Source organism: Pelagibacterium sp. 26DY04 (genome assembly GCF_031202305.1).
Lineage (GTDB): Bacteria > Pseudomonadota > Alphaproteobacteria > Rhizobiales > Devosiaceae > Pelagibacterium.
Genome location: NZ_CP101731.1, coordinates 801,006 through 825,971, shown reverse-complemented (window position 1 = coordinate 825,971; position 24,966 = coordinate 801,006). Strand labels below are relative to the sequence as shown.

The following is a 24,966-nucleotide window of genomic DNA, read 5'->3' as shown; positions in this document are numbered from 1 at the left end:
TCGTCAACCTGCGTTGGTTGACGCAACCTGCTGTCCTCAGGGATGTTTGCAGGCCACGGGACACCCGCCACTCAAGGTTAGCGAAATTGCACGGCAGCTCCGCCACCAGCATTCGATACGCATTCGGCCCTGTTCTCGACGGTCGCGGCACGGTGTTTCGCCTGTGGGCTTCGCTCGTCGAAACCGTCACGCTGAAGCTGTATGAGCCCGAACGCCTCATTGCCATGGAGCGCCATGCCGAGGGCTGGTTCGAGATTCGTGTCGAGGGCGTTGGTGCCGGCACGCGCTATCTCTTCGTGCTCCCCGACGGCACCGAAGTTTCCGATCCTGCTTCACGCTTCCAGCCACACGGGGTATTGAGCCCGAGCGTGATATGCGCTCCCGAGTTCGGTTGGACCGACGGCGAATGGACCGGCCGGCGCTGGGAGGAAGCCGTCATTTATGAACTCCATGTCGGCACCTTCACGGCCGAAGGCACCTTCCGCGCCGCCATCGACAGGCTCGATGCCCTGGCTGCGCTGGGGGTCACTGCCGTCGAAATCATGCCCCTTCATGCCTTTCCCGGAAATCGAGGATGGGGATATGACGGCGTCTGCCTCTATGCGCCCCATTCGGCCTATGGCACGCCCGACGACTTCAAGGCACTCGTCGATGCCGCCCACGCCCGCGCCCTGATGGTCTATCTCGACGTGGTCTACAATCACTTCGGGCCGGAGGGGAACCTGATGCCCAGGTTCATGCCGCTATTGTCCCGCCGCCATGAGGGCGAATACGGCACGCCGCTCAATTTCGATGACGACAACAGCGGCCCGGTGCGCCGGTTCATCATCGAAAACGCCTTGTATTGGCTGGAAACCTTTCATTGCGACGGGCTTCGCCTCGATGCCGTCCATGAGATTCCCGATGAGAGCGAAACCCATCTGCTGGCCGAGCTGAGCGCCACGGTCAAGGAACGTCTGGGAGACGGTCGCCAGGTCCACCTGATCCTCGAAAACAGCCATAACGAGGCACGCTGGCTCGATAAGGCGCAGACCGAAGCCCCCTATGACGCCCAATGGGACGACGATATCCACCATTCGCTCCATGTCGCGGTCAGCGGCGAAAAGGGCGGCTTTTACGAAAAGATCACCGAGCCGTTCGACATGCTGACCAAGGCTCTGAGCGAAGGTTTTGCCTTTCAGCAGGACGAGGCGAGCGGAGGCAAGAAGCCGGGGGAGCCGAGCGGACATCTCCCGCCCACAGCATTTATCGCCTTCGTGCAGAATCACGACCAGATCGGCAACCGGCCCGACGGCACGCGCATCACCCACTTCCTGCCCCCCGAGCAGGTGCGCGCCATGGCCACGCTGGTGTTTCTAAGCCCCACCATCCCCATGCTGTTCATGGGTGAGGAATGGGCGGCGAGCACGCGGTTCTTCTATTTCTCCGATCTTGGCGAGGATCTGCGCGATCCCGTGCGCCGTTCGCGCGAGGAGTTCCTGGCCACCTGGAACATGGACGCTCAGGCGCCCGATCCGTTTGCCGTATCGACGTTCGAGCGTTCCTGCCTCGACTGGTCGGAGATTGCGCGAGAACCGCACGCCGAATGGCTGGATTTTTATCGCGGCCTGATCGAAACCCGCCGCCGCGAAATCGTCCCAAGGCTCGTTGGCATCGGTGGACATGCCGGCAAGGCCGAGCGGATCGGCGACACGACGATCGACGCCCGCTGGCGCCTGGCCGATGGGAGCGAGCTTCGGCTACTGGCCAATCTGGGGCCCGACCCGCACGAGGGGAATGGCTTCGACGCGGGCCGCCGCATCTGGGCGACAGGAAATGTCCAAGCGCAGATCCTCGGTCCGTGGAGCGTTGCCGTTTCCCTCGACGATTAACGTTCGGCGCCCACCCCGAGCGCTCCGATCGCCTGATCGATCATGGCGCGCAGCATCTGGTCCTGCTCGCGCATCAGCACGGCGACCGCTCGCGTGTCCTGACGCAATGGCGCGACACTTCCCTGCCCTTTGAAAAAATCAAGCGGCTGCAGCGAAGGTTGCTCCAGATGTGGCGCCCAAACGATCGCCGCATCAAGCTCGCCATCACGCATCAGCGAGGCCATGAGTCCGGGCCGGTCATAGGGGAGCCGGCGCACGCCACCCAAGGCGCCGGACTCGATAGTCATCATCACTTCGGCATCGATCGGGGTAAACAGCGGCACGCCAAGTCGCGCCCCTTCTGGCAGATCAGCCAGCGACTCGACGTCCGGATCGGTGGAGATGAGAACGTAAGGCGCTTCGAAATAGGGGCGCGATAGCGTCATCCAGTCGGGCGTCACCTCCCCCGGAATGATCTGGACGCCCATGACCCCGAGACAGGACTGGGCAAGCTCTTCGAATATGACGGGCCAGATGCCCAGCTCGTCGAGCATGCCCATGTCGGCGTCGATCTCGACGATCTCGGGCTCGAGCAGCAGCATCTGCGCGATCTCGTGGGCCGCCTCACGATCCTGCGGCGCCGTCGCGCTTTCGGGCAATATGCAAAGCGGCAGCCGATTGCCGAAATCGGGGCGAATGGAATTGTAGAATTCCGGCGGCACGAACGGCACTTGCGCGACCGCATGACCGCCGGCCGGAATGCAGAACCCGATGGCCAAAAGACCGCGAAGCACCATCGACTGAAAACTGGTCATCGCGCCGCCTCGTTTATTGAGTGAGGGGCCGGATGACGTATCCGGCCCCTGTCGATCAGACGTCTTCGGGGAGAGCAAAGACCATCATCATGTTGCCGCCTGAGGGGCGACGGACCTCGGGCGCCAGCGCCTCGGGCACGCTGGTGGACCAGGTGGCGCCACCCACACCGATGGGGATCGCCACATATTGGCGGCCGTCGACCGCATAGGTGATCGGGTAGCCCTGGGCAGCCTGGGGCAGCGTCACTTCCCACAGCACTTCGCCGTCTTCGGCGTCGAAGGCGTAGAAATTGCGCGCCCAGTCGCCGCCGAACACCACGCCGCCAGCCGTTGCCAGCGTGGCCGAATTGGCGGTGGTCCGCATCGGGAATTCCCACATGATGTCGCCGGTATCGACATTCATGGCCAGAATGCGGCCAGAATTGTCCGGATCGTCGGGATGGTTGACGCGGTTGGTGCCGCCACGGCCATTACCCCCACCGCCTTCGACCATTTCCACTTCGGTATAGACGATGCCGTCATCGCAATTGATGGCCATGGGCACGTAGACCGCGCGGGTCTCGGGGCTGAAGGCCATGGCGCGCCAGCTCCTGAACCCCGTCGCACTCGGGCAGCTCGACAGAGGCACGTTGAGCTCGCCGATCGCCCCCTCGCGATAGGCCGCGAACGTCCCATCCTCATTGAGGTCGATCTGATCCTGCAGCCCGATGTCGAAGGCGGGCAAGGGTTCGCCGGTTTCCCGGTTACCGCGCCACAAAATGCCGAGCTTGCCCATATTGACGTAGGCAGGCTCGCCCGCGATATCGATCAGGATGTGCTCGAAGGACTCGTCCATGTCATTGGTTTCGCCGGGAATGTATTGGCGATGCCAGACGATCTCGCCGCTGTCGGGATTCAGCGCAAGGGTGGAGGTGGTGTAAAGCGCGTCACCGTCATGGCCACGGCTGAGACGCGACCAGGGCTTGGCCTGTGAGACACCGATATAGATCAAATCCGCGTCCGGGTCGTAACTCGCCGTGGTCCAGATGTCTCCGCCCCCACGCAGGGCAAAGGGGATGCCTTCCCAGGTGTCTTCGCTTTCGCCGGGACGTTCGATGGTGATGGTGCGCCAGAGTTCCTCGCCCGTCTCGGCGTCGAAGGCGACCATGGCGCATTTTTCTTCACTGAAGACGTTGCAACCCTGGAAGCCGACGAACACCTTGCCATCGGCAACCAGCGGAGCGGCAGTCAGTGTCTTGCGGTTCTGGTAGTCCGCAACCTGGGCCTCCCATTCGACCTGGCCGGTTTCGGCGTTGAGTGCAACCAGCGCGGCGTCGGGCGTGGGCACGTAGATCTTGTCGCCATAAATGGCGAGACCACGGTTGAGCCCACCGGGGCGCGAGCCCTCGGGCATCTCGCGGCGATATTCCCACAGCATCTGCCCCGACGTGGCATCGAGCGCCTGAACGATGGCACCGGGGTTGGCCAGATACATGACGCCGTCATGCACGATGGGAGTGGTTTCCTGGCTGCCCGGCTCCATGACCCAGCCCCAGGCGTAGTCGAGATTTGCGACATTTTCCGTGGTGATCTGGTCGAGCTCGGAATAGCCCCAGCCATCGAGCGTGTTGCGCCAGTGGATCCAGTCCTCGGGGGCTGGATCCAGGATATCCTCGTCGGTTACCGGCTGGAAACCGGTCACCTGCGCCGTTGCCGGAACCGAGACGGCCAGCGCGCCAAGCACGAACAGGCTCGCGCCCAAAAGGTTGATCTTCATACTCATCCTCCTCGTTAAGCGGTGCAATTCCAAACCGGAACTGCGGGAGATCGGGGAAATTCAGGGATAACGGAGCGACGGCCCAGCGACCGCCGGGCTGCCTGCGCTATTGAAGGCAGAAGTCGCCCTTGCCCATCGCGCCATCGACGCCGGCCAGGACATGCTGGAGGAAATTGTCGTCCTCGAGGATATCGTGGCTGTGCCCCAGCACGGTCATCCAGGCGCGCCCGCCATCATAATAGTGGCACCAGGAGACAGGGTGCCCCTCGCCCATGCCCGGATGGGTATCGGACTGCCCCTGTGTCATGGTCGCTTCATCGACGGTGAGAAGAATGTTGATGTCGGAGAGTTTCCGCGGATCGGGGTAGATGTTGTACCACTCTTCCTCGATGAAGAAGGTGCCCTCCTCGATATGGGCCACCGAGGGGTCGTTCTCCGATTGCACGATCACCGTGCCCTGCTGGCGCGGGCCGTGGTTGAAAAGCTGCCCGCCGAGCAGGCCTTCGTACCAGTTCCAGCTATAGCTGGTGCCGAAGGCATTGTGGATGCCCACGAACCCGCCGCCGCCCCGCATATAGAGCATGAGCTGATGCTTGCCGAGATCGGTCAGCGCCTCGCGGCCGGTCGAAAAGAAGACGATCGTATCCATCGAGCGGATATTGCGAGCGCTTTCGAAGGTCGCCGGATCGTTGGACGCGGTCACCTCATAGCCCTCGCCCTCGAACAGCGCCGTCAGCGCCGCGACACCGGCTTCGAGATTGTCGTGCGGGTTAACGCCGGGGGCGACGTGATAGTAGATCAGCACCTTCCAGGGCTCTTCCTCGCCCTCGGTGCGGTTGTTCCACGGATTGTAGCAACTCTCGTCGATCGAGCCGCAAACCCCGTAGCGCTCGAACGTCGTATACTGCTCGGGCTCCTGCGCCTGGGCGGGCAACCCCGCCAGCGCCATGCAAAGAGCCGAAGCGCCGGCAAGGCGCGCAATCATCCTGATCATCGATGTCTCCTCCAAAACCTCAATTCGGGTTCGGCGCCTCGCAACCGGCCGGCTCTCGCCATCCGAGCGGCCTCCAGACCCGCATGGAAGTGATTACATGGCACGATCTGTCATGCAAGATTTAATATGAGATTTTTGATTTTATATGCTGATTTAAATTTACCTTGAGATCGCGCCAGGCATAGGTTTCCGGCGCACTGAGTTCAACTCAGCCCGCAACGTCCAATTCACCACTCAGCAATCAAGTACGGCTGGCCGCGAAGAGGTTCAGCGGCCGATCAGCCCCTGCGCGAAGCCGACAGCGATCTCTTCGGCAAGTTCGGTTTCAGTATCCTCTCGGGCCCCACTGACGCCCAAGGCGCCGAACAACACCCCATCTCGCTCCAGCAGCACGCCACCGCCCAGCGGCACGACATGAGGCAGATGGGCGAGAGGCATGCCTTCCTTGACCCGGCGCGAGAAATCCGAACTTGGCCGCCGAAACAGCGCCGCCGTCCGCGCCTTGGCAAGCGCAGCGTCAATAGCGGCGGGAAAGGCCCCGTCCATGCGGATCTGCAAATGGGACCAGCCACCGGTATCGACGACGGCAAGGGCGAGCTGGAAGTCCTTCCCGCGTGCCGCCGAAATCACCGCTTCGGCTATGGCTTGAGCCCGGGCAAGGGTGAGCGTTTCGATAGCCATCGCTATTGCAGCAGGTCCTTGCGGGCGCACATGGCGCCCATCGCCACGCCATATCCATCCGCCCCGAACCCCGCCATCACAGCGGTGGCCACGCGCGAGACGTGCGAATGGTGATAGACCTGCTCGCGCTTGTGCACATTGGTGATGTGCAACTCGAAAATCGGCCCGGGGAACATCTTGAGCGCATCGAACAGGGCGAGCGAGGTGAAGGTGAAGGCGGCGGGATTGATGATGATCCCAGCCGCGGCGTCAATCGCCTCGTGCACCCATTCGATCAGGCGCTCTTCGCTGTTGGTCTGCCGGAACTCCACCGGCCGATGGCCCGCCGCCGTGCGGCAGAGCTCTTCGACCTGCGCCAGGGTGGTCGAGCCGTAGATTTCAGGCTCGCGCAGGCCCAGGCGGTTGAGGTTGGGTCCGTTGAGGACGAAGATCGGTTTGGTCATTTACTCTATCCGGCAACTACCCCTGATATCCGAGCAGCCGCGGAAGCCACAGCACGGTTTCAGGAACGAAGGTGAACAACAAAAGTGAGAAGATCAGCGCGGCAAGGAACGGCAGCGTGTCGGCGATGATGTCGCGCAGCTTGGCGCCCGATATCGAACTCATGACGAACAACAGCATGCCATATGGCGGCGTGATCAGCCCGATCATCACGTTGACGACGACCACGACTCCGAAGTGAACGAGATCGATACCCAACGCCTGGGCCGAAGGCACCAGCACCGGCACGATGATCAGGATGATGGCGGTGCCCTCGAGCACGCAGCCAAGCAGGATCAGAAGGATATTGACGAAGATCAGGAAGGTGATCGGGTCGAGATCCCACTCGGTCAGCAGCACGCTCAGGCTTGCCGGAATGTTCTCGACGGTGACCACATAATTGAGCACCAGTGCCCCGCCGATCAGCATGCCGATCGAAACCGTGGTCTTGGAGCTTACAACAAGGGAGTCGTAGAGGCCGCGCCAGGTGATGCCGCGATAGAGCACGATGGACACCACCAAGGCATAGGCGGCAGCCACGGCGGCGGCTTCGGTGGGCGTCGTGATGCCTGAATAGATACAGTACATCAGCACCACCGGCATCATGAGGGCCGGCAGGGAGCGCCAGGTGATGCCGGGCAATTTGCGCAGCGGCACGGGATCTTCGACAGGGAAGTTCTGCCGGCGCGCCTGAATATAGACGACGACCGCCTGGGTCAGCCCCATGATCAGGCCCGGGATCACGCCGCCCAGAAACAGGTAGCCGATCGAGGCATCGGACACGAGCGCATAAAACACCATGGGGATCGAAGGCGGAATAATCGGCCCGATCACCGCCGAAGCCGCCGTCAGCGCCGCGGCGAACGATGAGGTGTATTTCCCGTCCCGCGTCATCAGCGAGTGGATCATCTTGCCGGTGCCGGCCGCATCGGCCAGGGCCGAACCCGACATGCCGGCAAAGACGATCGACTGGAGCACGTTGACCTGGGCCAGCCCGCCCCGGAAGCGCCCCACGACCGCGTTGCACCAGGCCAGCAGACGGTCCGACAGCGAGCCGGTGTTCATGAGTTCCGCCGCCAGGATGAACAGGGGCACGGCCAGGATGATGTAGTTCGAATACATCCGGTTCATGAACTGCTCGGCGGCAATGCCCATGTCGAGCCCGGACAGGAACAGGTAGAGGATCGACCCCACGATCATCGAGAGCCCGATCGGCAGCCCGATAACGGCCAGCACCAGGATCGAGGCGATGCACAGGAAGAACGGATCGAGAAAAATCATTGGGCCGGGCTTTCTTCGTCTTCGTCCTTGCCCCATACGGCCACGCCCGCCAGCCAGATGTAGCGGATGATGGTCACCACCGCGAAGACGATGAAGATTGAATAGACATAGTCGTAGCGGAGCTTGAGATAAGCGGTTCGCTCGACCCGCATGAAGAGCACGTAGTCGACGATGGCCGGCAGGCCGATCCCCAGAAGCACGATCACGGCGAGCGAAAACACGACGGTCATTGCCCGCCTCACCTTGGAGGGAACCGAACTGTAGATGATGTCGAGCCGAACCTCGTCGCGCTTGCGCAACACGAACGTGGCACCGAACAGCACGATCCAGACCCAGAGAATGGCGCTCAGCTCATAGGCCCAACCGCTGGAGAGGTTGAGAACATAGCGGAACACGATCTGCAGGATGAACAGGAGGAACATCAGGCCCAGCGCTGCGGCCAGTATGTTCTCGGCCCGCGCCGCCAGCCAGCGCCCGACGCGCAATAGTCCTGACATGGAAATCTCCCTCCCTGAATCGAACCGGCTTCAAGGAAATACAGAAAGGGCGCCGCGACAATCGCCGCGGCGCCCGATTGGGCCGTTAAAGGGCGTTGATGGCCTCGAGGGCACCTTCGGGCCAGCTATCGGAAATGGGGTTGTCCAGATACATCTGCTGGGCATAGGCGCGGAACGCGTCCTGATCGGGCTCGTAGATATCCAGGCCGGCTTCCTCGAACTGGGCGATCAGCTCGGCTTCCATTTCCAGGTGCATGTTCTGGCTCCAGTCGATCGCCTCGTTGGCGGCCGTCTGGAAAGCTTGCTGATCTTCGGGCGAGAGCGCGTTCCAGGCTTCGCTGGAAACCACGAGCAGGTCGAAGCCGACGAGGTGCGAGGTGAGGACGATCTGGTCCATCACTTCGTAGAACTTCATGTTCTGCACGTTGGGCAGCGGATTGTCCTGCCCGTCGATGGCGCCGGTCTGAAGGCCCGTATAGACCTCCGCGTAATCCATCGGAGTGGGGCTGGCGCCGATTGCGGTGCCCAGGAACTGCCAGGCGTCGCCGCCGGGCATGCGCAGGCGGATGCCGTTCATGTCCTCGGGCGTATTGATCTGGCGATCACCGCGCAGGCCGACCTGACGCGCGCCGAAATAGGTGGGGCCAAGCACGTGGATGCCGAGCTGATCTTCGGCCATCTGCTTGAACTGATCACCGACTTCGCTATCGAAGAAGGCGCGCAGATGCTCGGCATCGCGGAAGAGATAGGCCGAGGTCAGCAGCGACCATTCGGGAATCTGGTTGGAAATGTCCTGAGGGGCGACATTGCTCATTTCCAGATTGCCGCGCTGCAGGGCCACCAGTTCGGTGCCCTGGCGGAACAGCGTGCCGCCATAATAGGGTTCGATGGTCGCGACATCGCGAACGCTGTCGGCAAGCTGCTCCATCATGGACGCGCGGATGTCCTGTTCGGAGAACACTGCCGAAAAGCGGAAGGTGGGCACGTCCTGCGCCAGCGCGGGAACGGATGCGGCCACTGCGAGCAGGGCCGAGCCGAGCAAAGCCGCACGGCGGGTAAGATTGAAATTCATAGGTTCCTCCTTGTTTGGTCCGGCTTCGATTGGCGCGCCGCAGCCAATTGCGCGACAAACTCCCCCATCTCGCCGACGACCAAATGTACGAACTAGTTCGTTTAAGTGTCAAGCTACTTTGCCGACCCTTGCCGACATCTATCTTTGCCGCTACCGTATGTCAAACTGGAAAATCTCATATGAAAGAGATTTCTTCTGTGGTAGCGGCGTGGTGACAGCAGCGTCAATTCATGCAAGAGAAAACGCAAAGGGAAAGCCGGAAATGGCGGGGACGAGGCCTTTGAGCGACTCCATGGACGAGATCAACGATACCGTAGGTGAACAGGCGTTCCGCCGCATCCGGGGCGACATCATCTCGGGCACGCTCAAGCCGGGCCAAAAACTCAAGCTCGAAAGGCTCAAGAGCCAGTACGGGGTGAGCGTGTCCACGCTGCGCGAAATCCTCAACCGCCTCACCACCGAGGATCTGGTCCTCGCCGAAGGTCAGCGCGGTTTCGAGGTGGCCCCCGCCTCGGTCGACAATCTGCGTGAAGTGGGCGATCTGCGCCTGGTGCTCGAGAATCACGCACTGGCGCTTTCATTTGCCGCCGGCGATCTCGATTGGGAGGCCGAGGTGGTCGCCGCTCACCACAAGCTTTCTTCGATCGAAAAGGCGCTCCTGGGTGGCGACGCCGACCGTACCGAGCAATGGATCAAATACGATTTCGCCTTCCACCACGCGATGATTTCGGCCTGCGGCTCGAAATCGCTGCTGGCCATCCATCAATCTATCTTCGACAGGTTCATGCGTTACCACATGTTGGCCCAAAGCTTTCGCGGCGGCGGGGTGGCGGAAGATCATGGCGAGCTTTTCAGGCTCGCGCTTGCCCGCGATGTGGAGGGAGCCCAAGCCAAGCTCGCCTCTCACATTCATCTGGGCATCGACCATATATTGAGCACGGGCAAGCTCTAGCAGAGCGGCAAGGGGCTTACGCAGCCGCCTCGAATGTTTCCGTCATACCGTCGCGCGAGGGTTTTTGGCCGGTAAACAACTCGAACGCCTTGACTGCCTGAAAGATGGCCATTCCCGATCCCGGCAATGTCAGGCAACCTTTTTCGCGCGCCGTTTCGATGAGGGCGGTGATGCGCGGGAAATAGATGATGTCGGCCACCCATTGGCGGGCGTCGAGCCGATCGGCATCGACCGGAAGCCCCGGATATTTCTCCATGCCGATCGGCGTTGTGTTGACGACACCATCCACGCCCGTCAGTACCGTCTCGGTATCGCTCACCACATGCACCGACCGGCCCGAGCGGGCAAGCTGAGCGGCGAGAGCTTGGGCCTTTTCGGCGGCGAGATCGAAAATCGCCAGATCCTCCACCCCCAGTTCGAGCAGGGCATGGGCAACCGCCGCACCCGCGCCCCCTGCCCCGACCTGGAGCACGCGCCCGCGCGGCACCTGAGGCATGCCGATCCTGAAGCTCTCGGCAAAGCCCCAGCAATCGGTGTTGTGACCGATACGCCCTTCGGGCCGGAACAGCACCGTATTGACCGCTCCAATAGCGGCTGCATCCTCGGAGAGCGAGGCAAGATGAGCGATCACCGCCTGCTTGAAGGGATGGGTGACGTTGAGCCCGGTGAATCCGATCTGTTCCAATATGCCGATCACCTCGGGCAGATCGTCATTGCCCAGGCCCAGCGCATCGAAATCGATGAGGTGATAATGATAGTCCAGTCCAAGCCGTTCGCCTTCGCGCCGATGCATGACCGGAGAAAGCGAAGCGCCGATACCGCGGCCGAGCAGCCCGATATGAATCGCGCCCCGTGCACCCAGATTGATCAGATCGGCCAGCCCGCGCGTCAGTTTTTCCATTCCGTCTTCACTCATTTATTCCGGCCGCGCCCCATCTGCCTTGAGCACCCCCACGCCGCTGGCGCCGGGTGCCCCTGGGAGCCGTTCAGGATTTGGTTTGAACCAAATCCTCGGCCCTAATCCTTCGTTCTGTCGCGTGTCCGAACCGCAAAATCGTTCCCATCCCCGGTCACGCCAGGGACATGCTTTTGCTGGACACGCTCTAATCGTTGTCTTGTCGCCTGGTGCTCACGTAGCGATGGCGTACCCCCACAAGCTCCGCCCCATCCTTCCAATCCTGCCCGATGTCCGGTACAGAAGCGGCGCCCAACCCTGTGGTCGCCGATACCGTGCGCTGGCAGCCATCCCCGACGCCCTATGCCCTCAGGGTCGCCCTTGTCTTTTGACGCCTGCTCGACCTAAATGCAGCATCGCTTCGTGACATTAATGTACGAACTAGTTAGTTTAGTCAATCTGTCCGACAGGCAAGAAGGCGTATTGTGACCGACTCCGAAGCTCACCCGAAAACAGCCAGGCGGCAGCAGGATCCCGAAGGCACGCGCCGTGACATAATCGCCGTCGCGTCGACCGAATTCGCGCTCAACGGACTGGCCGGCGCACGGATCGACGAGATCGCGGAAAAGACCCGCGCGTCCAAGCGCATGATTTATTATTATTTCGGCGACAAGGAGGGGTTGTACGTCAGCGCTCTCGAGAACGCCTATCGCGTTGTCCGCGAGGGCGAAGCCAAGCTCGACATCGAGAGCCTTTCGCCCATCGAGGGCTTGAAGCGCCTCGTCGGCTTCACCTTCGACCACCATCACCAGCACGAGGATTTCATCCGCATGGTGATGATCGAAAACATTCATTCCGGCCGCTATCTCGAACGCTCGGACCTGCACACCGTCAACCAGTCCGCCATCCGCCGCATCGAGGCGCTTTACGGCAAGGGTGTTGAGGCCGGCCAGTTCCGCTCAGATCTCGATCCTCTGGAGATACACTGGCAGATCAGCGCCCTGTGCTTTTTCAACGTCTCCAACCGCGCCACGTTTTCCCATCTCTTCCAGCGCGATATCGGATCGGCCGACTCCCAGGCGTCTCTGCGCCAGAACGTCATCGACATGGTGGTGCGTTACGTGGTGAAGCCGGAATTCTTCGATGCGAAATAGTCCGCCCTTGGGCTGGGGCCGTTCAGGGTCGCGTGCCCGAACCGCAAAACCGGGTCCATCCCGCCCGAGCCGAGGACATGCTTTTGCTGGACGCGCGCCAAGCGCATCCGCCCCGCATTGACCGCACCGTCCACCGCCATCTAAAATGTACGAAACAGTTCGTTTAATCGGAGCCGCCGCATGAAGACCTCGATCGCCACGGTATCGATCAGCGGTGATTTGCGCGAAAAGCTCGCGGCGATTGCCGCTGCCGGGTTCGACGGCATCGAAATCTTCGAGAACGACTTTCTGGCCTTTGACGGCGGTCCGCGCGAAGTCGGGCGCATGGTGCGCGATCATGGGCTGGAGATTTCACTCTTCCAGCCCTTCCGCGATTTCGAAGGCCTGCCCGAGCCGCACCGCTCCCGCGCCTTCGACCGGGCCGAGCGCAAGTTCGACGTGATGGAGGAGCTGGGGACCGATCTGGTGCTGGTCTGCTCCAACGTCTCCCCCGCAGCCCTCGGCGGCATCGACCGTGCAGCCGCCGACCTGCGCGAACTCGGCGAACGCGCCGCAAGGCGCAATCTGCGCATCGGCTACGAGGCGCTGGCCTGGGGCCGGCACGTCAACGATCACCGCGACGCCTGGGAGATCGTGCGCCGCGCCGATCACGCCAATGTCGGGCTGATCGTCGACAGCTTCCACACTTTCGCCCGCAAGATCGACCCCGAGACCATCCGCTCCATCCCCGGCGACAAGATCTTCTTCGTCCAGCTCGCCGATGCGCCGCTGATCGACATGGATCTGCTCTATTGGAGCCGCCATTTCCGCACCATGCCGGGCCAGGGTGATCTCGACGTCCCCGCCTTCGCCCGCGCCGTCGCCGCCACCGGTTACAAGGGCGTCTGGTCGCTGGAGATCTTCAACGATCAGTTCCGCGGCGGCTCGCCCGGGACGATCGCCGCCGACGGCCACCGCTCGCTCGTTGCGCTGCTCGACACCGTGCGCCGCACCGAACCCGAGATCGCCGTAGACCTCGACCCCATGCCCGCCCCGATTGCCGTCGAGGGCGTCGAATTCATCGAGTTCGCCGCCAACGAGGCCGAGGCCGCCGACCTCACATCCATGCTCGCCTCCATGGGCTTTGCCCATGCCGGTCAACACATCGCCAAGGATGTGCAACTCTACCGCAATGGTGGCGTCAACATCGTCGTCAACACCGAGCGCGAGGGCTTCGCCCATTCGGCCTATCTCATGCACGGCACCTGCGTTTGCGACATCGGGCTCAAGGTCGAGGATGCCCGCGCCACAGTCGAACGCGCCCGCGCGCTCGGCGCCGAACCGTTCGAGCAGCCTGTCGGCCCGGGCGAGCTCAAGATCCCCGCCATCCGCGGCGTCGGCGGCGGGCTGATGCACTTCATCGACACCAAGACCGAACTGGGCCGCGTCTGGGAAACAGAGTTCACGCCCGTCCAGACAGACGCCCCCGACATGGGCATCACCCATATCGACCATATCGGCCAGACCATGAATTACGAGGAGCTGCTCACCTGGCTGCTCTTTTATACCACCCTGTTCGACACCCAGAAGACGCCCATGCTCGACGTGGTCGACCCGGCGGGCCTGGTGCGCTCCCAGGTGATCGAGAACAAGGCCGGCTCCATCCGCTTCACCCTCAACGGCGCCGATCGCAGCTCGACCCTGGCCGGCCATTTCATCTCCGAAAGCTTCGGCTCCTCGGTCCAGCACGTCGCCTTCGCCTCGTCCGACATTTTAAGGACCGCCGAAGCGCTCAAATCCGCCGGGTTCACCCCGCTCGTCATCTCGCCCAACTATTTCGCCGATATCCAGGCCCGCTTCGGGCTCGAAGATGCCTTCGTCGCGCAACTCCAGTCCGCCAACATCCTCTATGATCGCGACGAGGCCGGCGGAGAATATTTCCAGCTCTATTCCACCCTCTATGGCGACGGCTTCTTCTTCGAGATCGTCGAGCGCCGCGGCGGCTATAATGGCTATGGCGCTCCCAACGCCCAGTTCAGGATCGCAGCGCAGAAGCGCGCGCTACGGGGCAAATCCATCCCCGCCCGGTAAATTGCGGCTCTGGCGAGTCCGGCCCTATCGTGGCAGAGATGAACGTCACCCCGATTCCCGGTGAGTTCTGCCAGTCATGCCGTTTTTCGATCTTCTCATCCCGCCGGGCCTCGATGCGGGAATAACCCTCACACTGCTTCTGACCAGCGTCATCGCCTCGTTCATCACCATTGCCTTCGGCATTGGCGGCGGCGTGCTGCTCCTGGCGGTACTGGCCAGCCTGCTGCCGCCGACGGCGCTCATTCCCGTGCATGGCGTCGTGCAGATGGGCTCCAATTTCGGCCGGTTCGCCCTGATGTTCGCCCATGTCAACTGGCAGCCTATGCTGGCCTTTGCAGCGGGCTCTCTGGTCGGCGTCCTCGCCGGCGGCGCCATCTCTTTCAATCTGTCGCCGGCTTTGGTTCAGGTGGGCGTGGGATCGTTCGTCCTATGGTCGATCTTCCGCAAGCCGCCGCGCTGGATGAGTGGCATGCCGATCGTTTCGGGCGCGATTTCGAGCTTCCTCACCATGTTCTTCGGCGCCACCGGCCCGTTCGTTGCCACCTTGACCAAATCGTTCGCGCTCGACCGCCACGGGCACGTGGCCACCCATGCGGCATTCATGACGGTCCAGCATCTGTTCAAGACACTGACTTTCGGCTTGCTCGGCTTTGCCTTCGTGCCCTGGGTGGGCTTTATGGCCGCGATGATCGTTGCGGGTGCGGTGGGCACGCTGCTGGGGCGGCTGGTGCTCAACAGGATGACCGACCACCGCTTCCGCATCGCTCTCGATATCGTTCTCGGGCTCCTGGCTCTTAGGCTGATCTGGTCCGGTCTATTCGCCTTGTGGACCGCCTGATGCGGCAGTTGGGCAACAGCCCGCGATCGGCGTGCATGCAATCGCCGTCTTGGAGTTGAGGCCCGCCCGATTTTCCAGTTGAGTGCAAAGTGATGGTACAGGGGTTCGGGCGATGCGCGTTCTGGTTGCCTTGACGATAGGGCTTTCTGGTGGATTGAGTGTCGGCTCGGCAATGGCGCAGGGTTTGGCCCCGGTTGACGCGATCAACCGCTGCGAAAGCTTTGTCGAAAGCGCCATGCGCCCCGAATTTTCCGCCAGCTTCAAGCATCCCTACAAGGTGGTCTGCTATTTCGGCCTGATCGACGATGATGTCGCAGAGGACCATCACGGCGTTTGCGCGCGCCTTTCGGCACAGTTTGCGCCATCACATCGGGTGATCGCGGAGTATATGTGCACCGGCGCCTATGAAGCCCATCTGAGCGCCACCGGCCGGTAGCGCGGGGAACCGCGCGGGGGCAAACTCGTTCCCCTCCCGTTCAATGACAGGAGTAACGCCATGGCCGAGCTTGGCTTTCCTAAGAGGCTCAATTCATCACTTCACAGCCAGGTTCGCGATTTGCGGCGCCAGCTTGCACATGTCTCCAAGGCGCTGGCCGACCACGGCATCGACTTCGAGGACCTGGCCGACGAAGCCGAAGACTTCATGCATGGAGCGCGCAAGAATGCCCGTCGCGCCGCGCGTCAGGTCCGCCGCGATGCGGACGTCATCGCCCACGCCGCCCAGAAGGCACCCGCGGCCACCGGCACGGTGCTGGTCGTTGCCGCCGCCGTTGGGTTCGGGTTGGGCTTTCTTTATCACCTCGCCCAGCGGGATTGATCAGGCGAGCCGCCCCCAGCGCTCGTCCCATTCTGCCTCAGGCCCGAGATCGATGACGATCTCGGCGCCGCCTTCGATATTGGCGGCCTTGTTGCGCGCCAGCGCCAGAGCCTCCTCGACGGCAAGCTGCTCGCTCTGCTCGATAGACTCTTCGGCCTCGTCGGAAGGGTCGGACACTTGGCGGATGAAGGCACGCGGCCCGTCCTCACCCGAAACCAGCCTCACAATGATGGTGCCAGCCGGTTCGTCCCCCGTGAAGGTGCGAAAGTGCGACATGCCTCCTCCTTGAAAGAGGAGGAAGAACGGCGCAGCCTCGCCCCCGGTTCCGGGGCTTAACGCTTGTGTCGCATGGCCTCCGCAAGCGCCGCGCCCAGAGCCCCCTGGCTCGGAGTGGCGGGTTTTGCGGTTTTGGTTTTCCGATCGGGGCCGCGATCGGGCCGGCTCGCCCCGGCGCTCCGTTCGGGTGCAGCATCGCGCCGCATCGAAAGACTGATGCGCTTGCGCTTGACGTCCACCTCGAGCACCTTGACCTTGACCACGTCGCCGGCCTTGACGACCTCATGGGCATCCTTGATGAACCGATCGGCGAGTTGGGAGACGTGCACCAGCCCGTCCTGATGCACGCCGATATCGACAAAGGCGCCGAAGGCGGCGACGTTGGTCACCGTGCCCTCCAGCATCATGCCGGGCTTGAGATCGGAAATCTCCTCGATCCCGTCGGCAAAGGTCGCCGTCTTGAATTCGGGCCGCGGGTCCCGTCCGGGCTTTTCGAGTTCGGCCAGGATGTCACGCACCGTCGGCAGGCCGAACGTCTCGTCGACGAAGGATTTCGGATCGAGGCGTTTGAGCGCCGCGCTGTCACCCATCAGCGCGCGGATATCCCGCCCGCAGGCCGCGACGATCTTGCGCGCCACGCCATAGGCTTCCGGGTGCACCGATGATGCGTCGAGCGGTTCGGCACCATCGCGGATGCGCAGGAAACCCGCTGCCTGTTCGAAAGCTTTCGGCCCCAGCCGCGCCACCTTGAGCAAATCCTTGCGCGCGGCAAAGGCTCCATTAGCGTCGCGATGAGCAACGATCGCCTCGGCCAGCGAGGCACCCAATCCGGAAACTCGCGCCAGCAGCGGCGCGGAGGCCGTGTTGAGATCGACCCCCACCGCGTTCACCGCATCCTCGACGACTGCGTCGAGCGCCTTGGCAAGGCGATACTGATCCACGTCGTGCTGATATTGTCCCACCCCGATCGATTTGGGCTCGATCTTGACCAGTTCGGCCAGCGGGTCCTGCAGCCGCCGTGCGATCGAGACCGCCCCGCGCAGCGAAACATCGAGCCCCGGCAATTCGTTCGATGCCGTCTCGGAAGCCGAATAGACCGAAGCCCCGGCCTCGCTCACCACCACCTTGAGCGGCTTGGGCGCCGGAATCATCGAGAGCATGTCGGCGACCAGCCGCTCGGTCTCCCGGCTCGCCGTGCCGTTGCCGATGGCGATCAGTTCCACCTTGTGCCGGGCGATCAGCGCCATCAGCACCGATCGGCTTCCCTGCACATCGTTGCGCGGCGCAAAGGGGTAGATCGTCGCCGTATCGAGCACCTTGCCCGTGGCATCGACCACCGCGACCTTGACGCCGGTGCGGATGCCGGGATCGAGCCCCATGGTCGCCCGGTTCCCCGCCGGCGCCGCCAGCAGCAGGTCCTTGAGATTGCGCGCGAAAACGGTGATCGCCTCGTCTTCGGCACGCTCGCGCAGCCGGCCCATGAGGTCGACCGAAAGATGCAGCCAGAGTTTGACCCGCCAGCTCCAGCGCGCCACCTCCATCAGCCACCGATCGGCGTCCGATCCGTCGGCCTTGATGCCGAAATGAGCGGCCACCATCGCCTCGGCCGGCTTGTACTTGCCCTCCGCCTCCGCATCGAGTTCGAGATCGACGGTCAGAACCTCCTCATTGCGCCCGCGCAGCATGGCCAGCGCCCTGTGGCTGGGCACCTTGGCCCAGGGCTCGGCATGATCGAAATAGTCCGAGAACTTGGCGCCCTGCTCCTCCTTGCCTTCGACCACCCTGGCGCGCAGCAGGGCGTTGCGCTCCATATAGTCGCGCAGCTTGCCGATCAGATCGGCATCTTCCGCGAACCGTTCGGCCAGGATGTCGCGCGCACCCTCCAGCGCCGCCTTGGCATCGGGCACATCGTCCGAAAGAAACTTTTGGGCCTCGGTCGGCGGGATGAGGCTGCGGTCGGCAAACAGCGCATCGGCCAATGGTTCCAGCCCGCGCTCGCGGGCAATCTCGGCCTTGGTGCGCCGCTTGGGTTTATAGGGAAGGTAGATATCCTCGAGTTCGGCCTTGGTCGTCACTCGCGCGATCTGGGCGGCAAGGTCGTCGGTGAGCTTTCCCTGGGCTTCGATCGACTGCACGATCGCCGCGCGGCGCGCCTCGAGTTCACGGAGATAGGCAAGCCGGGTTTCCAGCGTGCGCAGTTGCGCATCATCGAGCCCACCCGTCACTTCCTTGCGGTAGCGGGCGATGAAGGGAACAGTCGCGCCGCCGTCGAGCAATTCCACCGCGGCGGCAACCTGTTCGGGGCGGGCGGAAATCTCGCTGGCGATGAGGCGGGCAATGGCTTGGGCGGTGTCGGTCATGGGCTTCCGGTTCAGTTGTGTGGTCGGACATTAGGCGGCGATTGTGGCGCAGGCAAAGTCTTCGACTGCTCCTTCCACAGCCGGGGACACCGCAATCTGTGGTCGGTCGGCAACACCGGAGACCGTGCGGCGCCTGCTCACTGCTCCGTGACCGCCATGCGCCTTTTTCGCGCCACGATTGTTGCGGTAACCGATAGGCCATGATCCGCTTCTTGCCCATAGTGATGGTGGCGCTGGGCCTTCTCCTGGTGTCGACCTCGTTCGCCGCCGCACAGACCGGCGCGGCGTACGAGGCGAACGCGCAGGAAATCTGCTTCGAGCCAGCCTCGGCGTTCCAACTGGAGGACGAAAAACTCGGGCGCTGCTGGAAGCAGGTAGGTCTGGGCATATTGGTCCATGGCTGCAAGCTCCAGGTGGCCTTGCCCGCCGAACCGTGCCCCATGAGGCAGCCGCCCGCGCCAGGCTGGGCGCCGCTTATCGATCCCGTCCTCTATGAGGGGCCTTCCCCGCCACTCGACATCCCGCCTCCCCGGGCCTGATCGCCCGCGACTTTCCTCTGTTTTTCCGTACCGGGCGCGCATCTGCGCCGCCCCAACACCGAGACGTTGACATGACTGATCTATTGATGAGCAGGCGCGGCTTTCTTGCCGGCGCGTCTACGCTTCTGGCCATGACGGCCGCAGGCTGTACCACGACCACCCAGACCACGCGTGAGCAAGCCAATCTGCCGCCCCCCATCCCGGCCGATGTGGTGATGATGTATGCCGCCCTACCCCAGGAGCGGTTCCCCGTCCCGGCGGTCGACCTGCGCTATCTCGATGCCAAATATTACCGCAAGCGCGTCCCCTATCAGACCACTGAGAAGCCGGGAACGGTCGTGGTCGATACACCCAATTTCTACCTCTACCATGTCGAGGAAGGCGGCATGGCCATGCGCTATGGCTGTGGCCTGGGTCGTGCGGGCTTCGAATGGGCGGGACGCGGCCACATCGCCTACGCCCGCGAATGGCCGGTCTGGACCCCGCCTTCGGAAATGATCGATCGCCAGCCGGAACTCGAACAGTGGCGCAACGGCCAGCCACCGGGCCTCGATAATCCGCTCGGAGCCCGCGCGCTCTACATCCACGAGGGCAATCGCGACACCATCTACCGCATCCACGGAACCGGCGAGACCTGGACCATCGGGCAGGCGGTTTCCTCGGGCTGCGTGCGCCTGCTCCATCACGACGTGATCCACTTGGCCGAGAACGTCAAGTTTGGTTCGCCGCTGGTCGTGCTCGAAAGCACTCCCGCTTTCACCCCGACGCCTCAACTGGTCTGAGATGGAACAACAAAAAGGGCGCCCCACCGGAGCGCCCTTTTTTCTTTCGCTGTGATCGCGGCTTAGTTCGCGCGGATCGGAACGATGCGGATTTCGACGCGGCGGTTCTGCGACCGGCCCGCTTCGGTCGAGTTGTCGGCGATCGGATTGGCCATGCCGCGGCCCTCGACAAAGAAGCGGCGCGGATCGACGCCGAACTGGGCCAGCGTCCGCGAAACCGAAGTGGCGCGCTGCTGGGAGAGGGTGAGATTGTAGCTCGCCGAACCGGTCGAGTCGGTATAGCCGATGATGTCGACCAGCGTCTGGTCGAATTCCTGCAGCACCAGCGCCACCGAGCGCAACGTGTTCTGGAACGCCGGCTGGATATTGGATTGATCCACGCCGAAGGTGATGTTGGAGGGCATGTTGAGCACGATATTGTCGCCCACGCGCGTCACCGAAACGCCAGTGCCCTGGAGCTGAGCGCGAAGCTGGGCTTCCTGCTGGTCCATGTAGTTGCCGACCGCACCGCCGGCCAGGGCGCCAACGCCCGCGCCGATCAGCGCGCCCACGCGCGCATCGCCCATCGCCGAACCGATCAGCGCGCCACCCAGGGCCCCGCCGCCCGCGCCGAGCAGCGCGCCGCCCGCGGTGTTGGAAAGCTGGGATTCGCCAGTGTAGGGATTGGTGGAACAGCCGGCGAGCAGCATTGCCGCGACAGCCGTGAGGGCGATTGCCTGTTTCTTCATATTGAGCTCACCGATTCGTGAAAAACCGCCGCGATCATAGGTGGCCAATTGCGGCAGGAACGTGAATGGAGGCGCCACCTCGCTCTAAATTTAGCCTGATTTGCGTTTGGTGTCAGGTTCTTGCCGAACCGTGGTCCGGAATGCCGATAGCCGCTGGTAAAGATCCTCCACTTCCGTTTCGAGATCGCGGCCTGCTTCTCCGGCCCGCTCGACAAAGACGGCATTCTCCCGCGTCAGCCCGTCCAATTGCACGATCGCCGCGTTGATCTCGTTGAGCGCGGCGGCCTGATGCCCGGAAGCTGCCGAGAAATTGTCCATGTGATCGGAGATATGTCCCACCTGCTCCACAATGCCCGACAGCGCTTCCCCCGTCCGTCGAACCAGTCCCACGCCGTTCTCCACCTCTTTGCCCGAAGTCGAGATCAGCGCTGCGACATCGCGAGCCGCCTGGGCGCTGCGCTGGGCCAGCGAACGCACTTCGGTCGCCACAACGGCAAAGCCGCGTCCCGCTTCGCCGGCGCGCGCCGCCTCGACCGCCGCATTGAGCGCCAGGAGGTTGGTTTGCAACGCAATCTCGTCGATCACCGAGATGATCGATGAGATCTTGGCCGAGGACTGTTCGATCCGCTGCATGGCTTCGACTGCATTTTCGACCACCGCCCCTCCATCCTGGGCGGCCTTGTTGGCCCCGCCGGCCAGTTCCGCCGCCGCGCTGGTTCCAATTGCGGTCTCGTTGACATTGGCCGCCACCTCATCGAGCGCCGCCGAGGATTGCTCGATGGCGGCAGCCTGGCGCGACAGGCGGTCGGCCAGGTCCTGCGCCGAACCGGCCACCGCCCCGGCATCTGACGCTATGGCATCGACCGAAGCCCTGATCCCTACAATGGTTTCCTCGAGGCTGGCGGCGGCAGCGTTGAAATCGGCGCCGAGCTGAGCAAATCCCTCCGGCAATTCGCCTTCGATCCGCGTATCGAGGTGCCCGGCAGCGAGCGCCCCGAGCGCTTCGCCCGTCCGCCCCAATACGTCCTGCTGCACCCGCGCCCGCTCCTCGGCGGCGTGCCGGCCTTCTTCGATCTTCTCCTCGAGCGCGGCGAAATAGGTCGAGACGGCAAGATCGACATCGACCAGCACGGCCTTGATCATATCGGCCAGGGTCTGCGCCATGCCCTCGGCAGCGGCAGCCGCTTCGGCTGGCTTGCGCTTGCGCAGGCGCGGCGCTTCCTCGGCCATCCAGTCGGCCATCATGCCCCTGATCAGCGTTTCGAGCACCAGCGCATACCCGCCGATATACCATTGCGGCTCGAGCCCGATCCGCGCGTGCCGGTTACCGATCCTCAGGCTCGATTCATAATAGTCGGCGTCCAGGCGCCCCCGCGCGATGGCCGACCAGTGCCGCTCCTGCTTGTCCTGGGCCACATCCATCTGGCCGCGCCCGGAAAAGAAGCGCGCAACTTGCGGGGTTTCCTCCACGCTGTCGTAAAACCGGGTCAGCGCCGGCCCGATATGGCGCATGATCGAGGGACTGATCCGGGCGAGCCGTTCGGCGGCGGCCGCATCGAAGCCGATGAAGTCGAGTCGTTCGGCCATGGGGCTTGCGGACGGGGTCGAGGAGGAAATGGTCATGAACATCCTGCAACAGCAGAAAACTGGAAACGCGCCGACCCTATCGGCGTCCGGGTTAATGTTTGCTGTTGCGTTTCGTCCCTCCCTCGCGGCATTGGGTCGCGCAACCGCATTCTGACAGGCGCGGCGTTTGGGACTATATCTGTTGCATCCAATACGAGCCCGGTGCGACATCGCGAGTGCGATTTTGCAATGACATCAGGCTCCGTGATTGGTACAGATCATGTCGCGCCTCAGGGAGAGAGGCGTTAAGATAAGGCGTGCCGAAAAGCGAAGCGCGCCGATAAACCGAGTAAGCGCCGCTGGCAGACGGCCGGTGTCGCCACTGGAGTAGGCCTCATGGATTATCGCGGCATATTTGAAGACGCGATCGACGCCCTTCGCGTCGAAAAACGCTATCGCGTCTTTGCCGATCTCGAACGTATCGCCGGACATTTCCCCCGCGCCGTCTTCCGCGACAGCGCCGACAATGCCCGGGAAATCACCATCTGGTGTTCCAACGACTATCTGGGCATGGGCCAGCACCCCAAGGTGATCGGCGCCATGCAGGAAACCGCCGGCAAGCTGGGCGCGGGCGCCGGCGGCACCCGCAACATTTCGGGCACCAACCGGCCGCTGGTCGAACTCGAGCGTTCGCTCGCCGACCTGCACCGCAAGGAAGCAGCCCTGGTCTTTACCTCGGGCTTTGTTTCCAACGAGGCGGCGATTTCCACCATCGCGCGGCTGATCCCCGATTGCCTCATCCTTTCCGACCAGCTCAACCACGCCTCGATGATCCAGGGCGTGCGCCAGTCGGGCATGGAAAAGAAGATTTTCCGCCACAACGATCTGGCCCATCTGCGCGAACTTCTGGCCGCAGCCGGCAAACAGCGCCCCAAGCTGATCGTCTTTGAATCCGTCTATTCGATGGATGGCGACGTCGCCCCCATCGAAGCCATCGCCGACCTTGCCGACGAATTCGGCGCCATGACCTATATCGACGAGGTCCATGCCGTGGGCATGTACGGCCCGCGCGGCGGCGGCATTTGCGAACGCGAAGGGTTGATGGACCGTATCGACATCATCGAGGGCACGCTGGCCAAGGGGTTCGGCGTCATGGGCGGCTACATCACCGCCAACAAGGCGATCGTGGATGCCGTGCGCTCCTATGCGCCCGAATTCATCTTCACCACCGCCCTGCCCCCCGCGCTTTGCGCGGCGGCCCGCGCCTCGATCGAGCATTTGAAGACCTCCAGCGTCGAGCGCGAGGGCCATCAGCGCCAGGCCGGCCGCGTCAAGCGCGTCCTGGCCGAGGCCGGCCTGCCGGTGATGCCGACCGACACCCATATCGTTCCGCTGATCGTTGGCGATGCGCGCTTGTGCAAGGCGGCCAGCGACATGCTGATGGATCGGCACAACATCTATATCCAGCCCATCAACTACCCCACGGTTCCCAAAGGCACCGAGCGGCTGCGCATCACGCCGACGCCCTATCACAGCGACGATATGATCGCCGAACTCTGCGACGCCCTGATCGCCGTCTGGCAGGCCCTCGACCTGCCGCGCGATTTCGACATGTCGCGGCTGATGGAAACCAAGCTGGTGGCCGGCGATCTGACGCTGCCGACCGTGGGCGGCTGACAGGCACCTTAAAAACGCCTTAGAAAAGCCAACGGATGGCCAGATTTCCTGATCACGGTCGTGTGATCGAGGAGGATGGTCATGTTCTTATCGCTTGCGCGCGGGGCCCTGCCGGGCCTCGTTCTGCTGTCCTGGGCTGGTGCCGCCGGCGCGGTTGACGAAATCGACGTGGTCGAGAGCCACTCCGACATCGAGATCCTCCTGGAGGAAGCCGACTTCACGGCGGCCGCCGATAGCTCGACGATAGTTATGGGCACCACGCGACAGTTCCTCGACGGCCGCCCCGTCCTGGCGGAGCTGGAATTGATTGAAGCCATCACTGCTGACCGGCTCGCCGCGCTCAAGGAAGCGAGCGATACCGGCGTGCGATTCCAGTGCGAGAATGCCGTGGTCTACCTCGCCGAGGAATGGCACATCGTGGGTGCGCTGGATTGCGCCGTGCATGAGGATAATGGAGGAGCCCCGTGAAACATTCGCGTATTTTCGCCGTCCTCGCTTCTGCGCTGCTCGCTCCTGGCGTCATGGCGCAGGAAACGCCCATTTTTTCCCAAGCCACAGAAACCGTCGAAGAACTGGTTGAGCTCTATGGCGAGGCCGATGAGCAGTGCCGCCTATCGCCGAGCCGGGACGTCAAGATCGCCGTCGCATGTCATTCGCGTACGATCTACGGGGCCGCGCTTAACGAACGGGGCTGGTGTTACGGCCGCGAAAGCCAGGCCAATGCCGAGATGATCTGGCACAAATGCACGGACGATTCCATGCACTTCCCGCCGCTGGATTTTGAAGTCTGGTAGACCGGCACCGCTGCGATAACAGGTTCGGTCATTCAAGGTTATACATTGCGCTGTAAGCTATCGTTCCCCGCCGTCCGGACGCGTAGACATCC

General features: G+C 62.9%; 25 protein-coding genes. 12 read left to right on the top strand and 13 right to left on the bottom strand.

What is annotated here, in order from left to right; all coding sequences use genetic code 11:
- The first annotated feature begins 86 nt into the window (after positions 1-86).
- A complete protein-coding gene (gene treZ / locus NO932_RS03825) occupies positions 87-1,871 on the top strand; it encodes a malto-oligosyltrehalose trehalohydrolase (RefSeq protein ID WP_309209744.1) in 1,785 nt (594 codons plus the stop codon).
- On the opposite strand, the gene NO932_RS03820 is transcribed toward treZ, so the two are convergent.
- The 8 genes from NO932_RS03820 to dctP form a co-directional block, all read right to left on the bottom strand.
- A complete protein-coding gene (locus NO932_RS03820; RefSeq protein ID WP_309209743.1) occupies positions 1,868-2,665 on the bottom strand; it encodes a hypothetical protein in 798 nt (265 codons plus the stop codon). The two genes, treZ and NO932_RS03820, sit on opposite strands and share 4 nt — an antisense overlap.
- A gap of 55 nt (positions 2,666-2,720) precedes the next feature.
- Positions 2,721-4,421 (bottom strand): PQQ-binding-like beta-propeller repeat protein, encoded by a 1,701-nt coding sequence (locus NO932_RS03815; RefSeq protein ID WP_309209742.1) that lies wholly within the window; start codon positions 4,419-4,421, stop codon positions 2,721-2,723.
- A 106-nt stretch (positions 4,422-4,527) separates the two neighbouring features.
- Positions 4,528-5,415 carry a ThuA domain-containing protein gene (locus NO932_RS03810; RefSeq protein WP_309209741.1) on the bottom strand — a complete coding sequence of 296 codons (888 nt, stop codon included), beginning with the start codon at positions 5,413-5,415 and terminating at the stop codon, positions 4,528-4,530.
- Between the two features lie 267 nt (positions 5,416-5,682).
- Positions 5,683-6,096 (bottom strand): heme-binding protein, encoded by a 414-nt coding sequence (locus NO932_RS03805; protein WP_309209739.1) that lies wholly within the window; start codon positions 6,094-6,096, stop codon positions 5,683-5,685.
- Between the two features lie 2 nt (positions 6,097-6,098).
- A complete protein-coding gene (locus tag NO932_RS03800) occupies positions 6,099-6,539 on the bottom strand; it encodes a type II 3-dehydroquinate dehydratase (protein WP_309209737.1) in 441 nt (146 codons plus the stop codon).
- Between the two features lie 16 nt (positions 6,540-6,555).
- Positions 6,556-7,857 carry a TRAP transporter large permease gene (locus NO932_RS03795; RefSeq protein WP_309162488.1) on the bottom strand — a complete coding sequence of 434 codons (1,302 nt, stop codon included), beginning with the start codon at positions 7,855-7,857 and terminating at the stop codon, positions 6,556-6,558.
- Positions 7,854-8,354, bottom strand: coding sequence for a TRAP transporter small permease subunit (locus tag NO932_RS03790; RefSeq protein WP_309162489.1), 501 nt, complete (start codon positions 8,352-8,354; stop codon positions 7,854-7,856). The genes NO932_RS03795 and NO932_RS03790 overlap by 4 nt, the downstream gene beginning before the upstream one ends.
- A gap of 85 nt (positions 8,355-8,439) precedes the next feature.
- Entirely contained in the window at positions 8,440-9,426 is a 987-nt protein-coding gene (dctP, locus tag NO932_RS03785; RefSeq protein ID WP_309209735.1) for a TRAP transporter substrate-binding protein DctP, read from the bottom strand.
- A 262-nt stretch (positions 9,427-9,688) separates the two neighbouring features.
- On the opposite strand from dctP, the gene NO932_RS03780 reads away from it, so the two are divergent.
- Positions 9,689-10,378 carry a GntR family transcriptional regulator gene (locus NO932_RS03780; RefSeq protein WP_309209733.1) on the top strand — a complete coding sequence of 230 codons (690 nt, stop codon included), beginning with the start codon at positions 9,689-9,691 and terminating at the stop codon, positions 10,376-10,378.
- Positions 10,379-10,394: 16 nt separating this feature from the next.
- On the opposite strand, the gene NO932_RS03775 is transcribed toward NO932_RS03780, so the two are convergent.
- Positions 10,395-11,294, bottom strand: a complete 900-nt coding sequence (locus NO932_RS03775) for a shikimate dehydrogenase (RefSeq protein ID WP_309209732.1) — start codon at positions 11,292-11,294, stop codon at positions 10,395-10,397.
- Positions 11,295-11,758: 464 nt separating this feature from the next.
- On the opposite strand from NO932_RS03775, the gene NO932_RS03770 reads away from it, so the two are divergent.
- The 5 genes from NO932_RS03770 (at position 11,759) to NO932_RS03750 (ending at position 16,152) form a co-directional block, all read left to right on the top strand.
- Entirely contained in the window at positions 11,759-12,427 is a 669-nt protein-coding gene (locus tag NO932_RS03770; RefSeq protein WP_309209731.1) for a TetR family transcriptional regulator, read from the top strand.
- 180 nt (positions 12,428-12,607) lie between these two features.
- Positions 12,608-14,497, top strand: coding sequence for a TIM barrel protein (locus NO932_RS03765; RefSeq protein WP_309209730.1), 1,890 nt, complete (start codon positions 12,608-12,610; stop codon positions 14,495-14,497).
- Between the two features lie 76 nt (positions 14,498-14,573).
- Positions 14,574-15,335, top strand: coding sequence for a sulfite exporter TauE/SafE family protein (locus tag NO932_RS03760; RefSeq protein ID WP_309209729.1), 762 nt, complete (start codon positions 14,574-14,576; stop codon positions 15,333-15,335).
- A gap of 112 nt (positions 15,336-15,447) precedes the next feature.
- Positions 15,448-15,771, top strand: coding sequence for a hypothetical protein (locus NO932_RS03755; RefSeq protein ID WP_309209728.1), 324 nt, complete (start codon positions 15,448-15,450; stop codon positions 15,769-15,771).
- A gap of 60 nt (positions 15,772-15,831) precedes the next feature.
- Positions 15,832-16,152, top strand: coding sequence for a hypothetical protein (locus tag NO932_RS03750; RefSeq protein ID WP_309209727.1), 321 nt, complete (start codon positions 15,832-15,834; stop codon positions 16,150-16,152).
- On the opposite strand, the gene NO932_RS03745 is transcribed toward NO932_RS03750, so the two are convergent.
- Together NO932_RS03745 and NO932_RS03740 are read right to left on the bottom strand one after the other, a co-directional pair.
- Positions 16,153-16,428: a hypothetical protein gene (locus NO932_RS03745; RefSeq protein WP_309162505.1), complete on the bottom strand. Its 276-nt coding sequence runs from the start codon at positions 16,426-16,428 to the stop codon at positions 16,153-16,155.
- Between the two features lie 56 nt (positions 16,429-16,484).
- Positions 16,485-18,788: a Tex family protein gene (locus NO932_RS03740; RefSeq protein ID WP_309209725.1), complete on the bottom strand. Its 2,304-nt coding sequence runs from the start codon at positions 18,786-18,788 to the stop codon at positions 16,485-16,487.
- A 200-nt stretch (positions 18,789-18,988) separates the two neighbouring features.
- On the opposite strand from NO932_RS03740, the gene NO932_RS03735 reads away from it, so the two are divergent.
- Positions 18,989-19,327 (top strand): hypothetical protein, encoded by a 339-nt coding sequence (locus NO932_RS03735; RefSeq protein WP_309209724.1) that lies wholly within the window; start codon positions 18,989-18,991, stop codon positions 19,325-19,327.
- A 71-nt stretch (positions 19,328-19,398) separates the two neighbouring features.
- On the top strand, positions 19,399-20,109 hold the full coding sequence (locus NO932_RS03730; protein ID WP_309209723.1) for a L,D-transpeptidase: 711 nt from the start codon (positions 19,399-19,401) through the stop codon (positions 20,107-20,109).
- Between the two features lie 62 nt (positions 20,110-20,171).
- On the opposite strand, the gene NO932_RS03725 is transcribed toward NO932_RS03730, so the two are convergent.
- Together NO932_RS03725 and NO932_RS03720 are read right to left on the bottom strand one after the other, a co-directional pair.
- Positions 20,172-20,837: an OmpA family protein gene (locus tag NO932_RS03725; RefSeq protein WP_309162510.1), complete on the bottom strand. Its 666-nt coding sequence runs from the start codon at positions 20,835-20,837 to the stop codon at positions 20,172-20,174.
- A gap of 90 nt (positions 20,838-20,927) precedes the next feature.
- The gene (locus NO932_RS03720) at positions 20,928-22,460 is read right to left on the bottom strand and encodes a methyl-accepting chemotaxis protein (RefSeq protein WP_309209722.1); all 1,533 of its coding nucleotides are present in this window, start codon (positions 22,458-22,460) and stop codon (positions 20,928-20,930) included.
- Positions 22,461-22,799: 339 nt separating this feature from the next.
- On the opposite strand from NO932_RS03720, the gene hemA reads away from it, so the two are divergent.
- From hemA to NO932_RS03705, 3 genes are all read left to right on the top strand, one after another.
- Positions 22,800-24,080, top strand: coding sequence for a 5-aminolevulinate synthase (hemA, locus tag NO932_RS03715; RefSeq protein WP_309162514.1), 1,281 nt, complete (start codon positions 22,800-22,802; stop codon positions 24,078-24,080).
- 81 nt (positions 24,081-24,161) lie between these two features.
- Positions 24,162-24,548: a hypothetical protein gene (locus tag NO932_RS03710; RefSeq protein ID WP_309209721.1), complete on the top strand. Its 387-nt coding sequence runs from the start codon at positions 24,162-24,164 to the stop codon at positions 24,546-24,548.
- A complete protein-coding gene (locus NO932_RS03705; protein ID WP_309209720.1) occupies positions 24,545-24,874 on the top strand; it encodes a hypothetical protein in 330 nt (109 codons plus the stop codon). The genes NO932_RS03710 and NO932_RS03705 overlap by 4 nt, the downstream gene beginning before the upstream one ends.
- The last annotated feature ends 92 nt before the right edge of the window (positions 24,875-24,966 follow it).